This window comes from Psychrobacter sp. (genome assembly GCF_018260395.1).
Lineage (GTDB): Bacteria > Pseudomonadota > Gammaproteobacteria > Pseudomonadales > Moraxellaceae > Psychrobacter.
Map to the genome: position 1 here is coordinate 1 of NZ_JAGLBC010000139.1, position 6,183 is coordinate 6,183.

General features: G+C 40.1%; 5 protein-coding genes. 1 reads left to right on the plus strand and 4 read right to left on the minus strand.

The genetic code is table 11. The features are described from left to right. Positions 1-24: 24 nt before the first annotated feature. On the minus strand, positions 25-753 hold the full coding sequence (locus QZ265_RS09285; RefSeq protein WP_296405557.1) for a pantothenate kinase: 729 nt from the start codon (positions 751-753) through the stop codon (positions 25-27). Between the two features lie 353 nt (positions 754-1,106). Between QZ265_RS09285 and QZ265_RS09290 the strand changes: the two genes are divergently transcribed. Further along, positions 1,107-2,369, plus strand: a complete 1,263-nt coding sequence (locus QZ265_RS09290; RefSeq protein WP_296405558.1) for an SEL1-like repeat protein — start codon at positions 1,107-1,109, stop codon at positions 2,367-2,369. Between the two features lie 233 nt (positions 2,370-2,602). On the opposite strand, the gene rsfS is transcribed toward QZ265_RS09290, so the two are convergent. The 3 genes from rsfS to pta all read right to left on the minus strand — a co-directional run bounded on the left by rsfS (position 2,603) and on the right by pta (position 6,154). After that, complete coding sequence (gene rsfS, locus QZ265_RS09295; RefSeq protein ID WP_296405560.1) at positions 2,603-3,007, minus strand: ribosome silencing factor; 405 nt, start codon at positions 3,005-3,007, stop codon at positions 2,603-2,605. Positions 3,008-3,138: 131 nt separating this feature from the next. Beyond that, positions 3,139-3,882 carry a nicotinate (nicotinamide) nucleotide adenylyltransferase gene (gene nadD, locus QZ265_RS09300; protein WP_296405562.1) on the minus strand — a complete coding sequence of 248 codons (744 nt, stop codon included), beginning with the start codon at positions 3,880-3,882 and terminating at the stop codon, positions 3,139-3,141. Between the two features lie 124 nt (positions 3,883-4,006). Continuing rightward, positions 4,007-6,154 (minus strand): phosphate acetyltransferase, encoded by a 2,148-nt coding sequence (gene pta / locus QZ265_RS09305; protein WP_296405564.1) that lies wholly within the window; start codon positions 6,152-6,154, stop codon positions 4,007-4,009. Between the last annotated feature and the right edge of the window lie 29 nt (positions 6,155-6,183).

Below are 6,183 nucleotides of genomic sequence, written 5' to 3' on the forward strand. Positions count from 1 at the left end.
AAACAGCTAATAGAAATTGAAGGGTTAACTAGAAGTGTCAAAATAGCGTACGAGACCAGTTAGCATTAAGTCATCTTTGATATGAATAGGCTGAGAGAGATGTTGAGCTAAGATAGAGGCATCACCACCGGTTAAAGTGATTTCAAAATTTGGATGGCGTCGGGCTATTTCATTAATGGCGCCAACTATAGACAATAAAATACCTCGGTGCACTGCATCAGAAGTATTGACGCCTTCGCTAATACTATTGAAAGTACCCTCACTGATACTAATCTGTTTGGTGCCTGAGAATAACGCTTCACGTTGTAGATAAATACTTGGGAAAATATACCCCCCCAGATGATGAGCATGATCTACCAAATCAATGGTTAATGCAGTACCACAGCCTATTACGCACTGGCGTTTTTTACGGTCTACTGCTCCCAAGATTTGTAACCAACGGTCTACACCTAGTTGCCCAGCATCATAGTCACTAGTTAACAAAGGGTGATATGCGTCCACATGGACAAACTCAAAGGCAATATCTAAAGTAGCTAGAGATTGGGCTACTTGGGCATTTACCTCTTCGCCTAGTACCGAAGATACGCCAATGAATTCTGGTGCCAAATTTTTGAATCTATCGGTAAGACCGATTAATAACTCGGCTGGCGCTTGTAAATGTTGCTTTGCATCTGAGGTCACGACCTGACCAATATCATCTGTTAACCAGTATTTAAGTCTGGTGTTTCCAAGATCAAGCCATAAGTTAGCCATAATCGCTCCGTTATACAATATTAGAAAATCAGTTTTGGATTAGCAATTTAACCTGCGGTCCTTGAATAATACTTGATTAGGACTTAAGCCTTTTTTTTAGAATCAAGACCCTTTATCTAATCTGGTGGTAATTAAATCGGAGGTCATAATAACAGTTTATTTTTATAGTTAATAAATAATTTGAACATTATTGCGAAGTTATTAATCAATTTAATGTATTCTTAGACATCATTTAAGAATAAAAATAGAAGTTTTATGAAGTTTTATTTTAATGTAAACTAAATTGCGTTGTAGATTAACTTAAGGGGTATTGTGTTGACACTTGGTAGCCCGCTATATCAATAAGGAAGGATATGCAATTTGCAAAACCCCGTCTTTTACATAAATTAAGCATAGCTTGTTTGGTAATAGGCTGTGCCATGACTTCAGTAGCGGGGAGAGCATTGGATTTACCGACGACCCAAGCCTTAGCAGAAAACGACAGTCCAGTAGAGATGTTTAACTTAGGCTGGATTTATGAAACCGGTAGTAATGGCGTGGCACAAGATCAAGGTAAAGCGTTACAGTGGTACAAAAAAGCAGCCGCTAAGGGCAATCCAAATGCTCAGTTTAATATGGCAGTAATGTATCATGAAGGAAGGGGAACGACTAAAGATTTGAAGCAAGCACTCTATTGGTATAAAAAGGCAGCGGCGCAAGGTGATAAAGACGCTCAGTATAATTTAGCTATCTTGTATGAGTATGGATTGGGAGTTTCTAAAGACTATTTAGAAGCTTTTAAATGGTATTTGCAAGCCGCAGAGCAGGGTGATGTAGAGGCTCAATACAAAATAGGCGTCTTTTATGAGACGGGCAGCGGCGTTATTGAAAATATACCTAAGGCATTACAATGGTTTCTATCAGCTGCCAGTCAAGGTCATAGACAAGCCCAATATTCTTTAGCAAATTTATATGATGAGGGGTATGGGGTAGCCCAAGATTTTGATAAAGCACGCAAATGGTATTTTAAAGCTGCAAGTCAGGGCGATGATGGGTCTTTTGTCAATATAGGAGTGATGTATTATCATGGCAATGGTGTTGAGGTTGACTACCAAAAAGCATTTCAGTGGTTTTTAAAAGCTGCTCAAGCAGGGAATGGGATTGGTGAATCTAACCTCGCTATGATGTACGAGACGGGACTAGGTGTAGAGCAAGATTATAAATTGGCCGCCGAATGGTATAAAAAAGCTGCTGAACGAGGTGTTGTACAGGCTCAATATAATCTAGGTATGATGTACGATAATGGCTACGGCGTAGAACAGGATTATAGCGAGGCGGTTAAGTGGTATAAAAAAGCTGCCGAGAAAGGCAATGCCGAGGCTCAATATAGCTTGGCAATTAGTTATCATGAAGGACAAGGTATAGCTCAAGATTTCAAAAAAGCGCTTCAGTGGTATACCAAAGCAGCTGATCAACATTATAGCGATGCCAGCTTTAACATTGGCACTATGTATTATAATGGCGATGGTGTGTCTAAAAACTATAGTCAAGCCAAAAAATGGTTTGAGCGCTCCTGTGAGGACGAAGATCCGGATGCCTGTAGTATTTATTTTGATTTGGAAAATCAAGGTTATTAGAGTGCTTAGTCTTAAGCCATTAATCTTAGCTATTGATCTTTAAATCTGCATTAGCTATCTAAATAAGATATTTGCATTAGCTACCTAATATTACCTATCAATTTTATAAGCGGTAACTCATCTGTATCTTCAAATAACAACCGTTTAGGTATAAAAATTATTGTTATCATAAAACCAATAAAGACGCCAAATTAAGCGTCTTTATTGAATACAAATATTTTCAAGCTTAGATGTTAGCGTTCACTTAAATCACGAGCAACTAGCTTTCTAAGTTCTTCAGGTGAAGACCATAAGCCTTCTAGATCATAGAACTCACGAGCTTGACGAGTCATGATATGGACAATGACGCCGCCCAAATCAACTAGAGTCCAATCACTGTCTTTTTCACCTTCACGGCCTAATGGCATGAACCCAGCTTTTTTAGCAATAGCGCCTACTTCGTCCGCCAATGCGTTGACATGGCGCTTTGACGTGCCTTCGGCGATAACCATATAGTCCATTACGTCCGTTAACTCTGCTACGTGTAGCACAGTAATATTTTTAGCTTTTAAATCATTTAGGGCGTCTTGAACCATTTCAAGACAAAACTGCAGTCTTTCATCGCTCATGGGTGGTTTTTGATTTGCGTCTAGTGTCATAGCTATCCTATAAAATTGTCTGCATATACTTTATGACGGTATGGCCAAAAGATATGTTTAAGAGTTTGAGTATTAATTTAGTTCATTAAGAGGGCGTTGGATTTTGCGTAGGCGGTATAGAAACCATAAACTCAATAAGAATGATATAAATTATTTTTCATGATATACGAATATACAGAGTGTGGCAAAGCAGATTTTGCAATATTTGGCTTACCTTCCTTAATTGCTTGACGGATTTGGGTGCTTGATAAGGGTGCAACCGTCTGTGAATCTATGTATATGTGGCCATGGGTATTGATCTTCAAGTCCTGCACGTTAAAGGTAACTTGTGACTTTAATGACTCAGGCAATAGGGCGAGGATTTCCGTTTGAGATTGCATTGTATCTCTAGGAAATACCCAAAGATGGGCAAACTGTGTCAATTTGTCACCGTCGCGCCATTTCGACAAATTTGCAATATTATCTGCTCCTACAATAAAAACCAAACTGTAGTTAGGATATTGCGATCGTAATTCAGTTAAGGTATTAATGGTATAAGTCGGGGGCGATTGCCAAATTTCATGGTCGCTTATGCCTATAGTGTCCCCAAAATTTGATTTAAATGGTGTTGGCAGCTCAGTATTTCTCATATCCTTAATAGCTTCTGCCAACATATTGAGCCGATGTTCAGCTTCACTACTCTCTGATTTTAATGGGGAGCGTGAAGTAGGTAAAAAATAGCCTTCAACCTTCTCACTATATGTAGCCAACTTAGAATAAACATGAGCCAATAATGCCAAATGACTTTTGTGAACAGGATCAAAAGAACCGCCCAAATAGATTTTGATAGCACGCAAGTCTGAAGCAGGTTTAGAACTTATTTGTTTATTTGGCATAGTGAAAGAGCTTGGCATAATAAAATGGATTTACTTAATTTAAGTGCTTATCAGAACTTAGCAGCCCTTTAGCATAAAAATAGCCGACATATCTGCCGGCTATTAAAACTTAACTATCTAGGACTTAAATTTTCGTCTTGTTGGCTTGGATAGCGGTTAGAGCGATGGTATAAACGATATCATCTACCAATGCACCTCGTGATAAATCGTTAACAGGTTTGTTAAGACCTTGCAGCATTGGCCCAACACTAACCACATTGGCACTACGTTGTACCGCTTTATACGTAGTGTTACCAGTATTTAAATCTGGGAAAATAAATACGTTGGCTTGACCAGCAACTGGAGAGTTTGGTGCTTTTTGCTTGCCCACGCTTAACACTGAGGCGGCATCGTATTGTAGTGGACCGTCCACGATTAAATCTGGTGCACGTTCACGAACAATTTGAGTGGCCAGTTTTACTTTTTCAACATCATCGCCAGTGCCCGAAGCACCAGTAGAATAACTGATCATGGCTACCTTTGGATCAATATCAAAGGCTTTTGCAGACGCCGCAGATTGAATAGCGATATCGGCCAATTGCTCAGCGCTAGGGTCGGGGTTAATGGCGCAGTCACCATATACCACGACTTGCTCTGGCAATAGCATAAAGAAGATAGAAGATACCAAAGAGTATTGCGGCGCAGTTTTAATTATTTGGAATGCAGGGCGTACTGTATTGGCAGTGGTGTGAATGGCCCCTGAAACCAAGCCGTCTACCTCGTCCAAATACAGCATAGTAGTGCCGAGTACGACAGTATCTTTTAGCTCTTCTGTTGCCTGCTCTTGAGTGGCTTTGCCTTTACGACCCTCGACAAAAGCTTTGATATACTTATCGAGTTCAACTTTAGCAGGATCAATAATTTTAATTTCATTTGGTAACTCAACGCCACGGTTTTTGGCAACTTGAGCAATTGTTTCGGGATTACCCAGTAATATACATTGAGCGATACCACGGCTTTGACAAATAGCAGCAGCTTCGATAGTACGAGGTTCTTCGCCTTCTGGTAATACCACACGTTTTATCGATTTTTGTGCTTTTTTCACCACTTGATGACGAAAAGCAGATGGTGATAAACGAGGTTTATAATCACGTTCGAAATAGGACTTGAGCCAGTCTAAGTCCAAATGAGCCGCCACAAAACGTGCCACAGCTTCAGCACGCTCAGAATCATCTTTTGGGATCTCATTACTAATGGTCGATAAATTCTGAACTGTCTCTAAGCTATCGGTAGGCACGCTTAGGACAGGCAGACCAGTTTTTAAGGCAGGTTGACATAGTTGAATGACAGTCTCATTGGGAATAATACCACCAGTTAGCACAATACCTGCCATTGGAATGTCATTCATACAGGCCATGGCTGTGGCCAATAGTAAATCATCACGATCCCCTGGAGTGACTACCAAGGTGCCACGAGTAAAGACCTCACCGACACGTGAGATAGTTCGAGCAATTAGGCTGGTTTTTAGAACCCTACGCTGTTTTGCATCTCCCTCATTTAACCAAGTAGCACTAAGCTGTTGAGCGATATCCCAAGTGCGGGGTACAGACAAGCTATTACTAAAAGGCACCACACCAATTAAATGATAATTTTCAGTAGCAAAACTTGGTGAATAAGATTGAATGGCAGAAATAAAGTTAGCATCTAACTGAAGATTGGCTTCACCAGGAGCAACAGGCTGGGTATCAAATGTATTGGAAACGTTTTTGGCACGCATTAGAATACTACCTAGCGTTCGCTCCCCTTTTAAGCCACCAAAGATATTAGAATGTACATCAAGCTTTTCAGCCAACTGCTTTGGATGTTCTAAATCTGCCATGCTAACTAAAATAACTTTGGCATCTAAAGCCGTGGCCAACGCAAAGTTAACTTGAGAGGCATAACTGACTTCTTCAGTAGCTACCAATCCTTCACAGATTACGACATTATAATCATTATCTAACTTATTGAAATTGGTGACCACCTCTTCCATTAAGTCGTCAACATTGTCATTATTCATCATGTGCTCGACACGCTCACGAGGAATAGATTCCGGCGGATTTAGACCAAAGGCTTGACGGTTCAAATCGCTCGAGCTATCTAATGTATGCTGCGAATCATTAGAATCATCTTGCAAGAATGGCTTTATAAAGCCCGCTTTCATGCCCAAGTAATCGAAAGCTTTGATTAGCCCTAGACCAGCAGAAGTTAACCCAATACCGCGCCCAGTAGGTACTAGCAAAATAGTTTGCATTAATAAATCCTTATTGGTTTATTTTAAAT

Bases quoted from the DNA above. Each gene is read 5' to 3' on its own strand.
- QZ265_RS09285 (WP_296405557.1), bottom strand. From the start codon at position 753: ATGGCTAACTTATGGCTTGATCTTGGAAACACCAGACTTAAATACTGG.
- QZ265_RS09290 (WP_296405558.1), top strand. From the start codon at position 1,107: ATGCAATTTGCAAAACCCCGTCTTTTACATAAATTAAGCATAGCTTGT.
- rsfS (WP_296405560.1), bottom strand. From the start codon at position 3,007: ATGACACTAGACGCAAATCAAAAACCACCCATGAGCGATGAAAGACTG.
- nadD (WP_296405562.1), bottom strand. From the start codon at position 3,882: ATGCCAAATAAACAAATAAGTTCTAAACCTGCTTCAGACTTGCGTGCT.
- pta (WP_296405564.1), bottom strand. From the start codon at position 6,154: ATGCAAACTATTTTGCTAGTACCTACTGGGCGCGGTATTGGGTTAACT.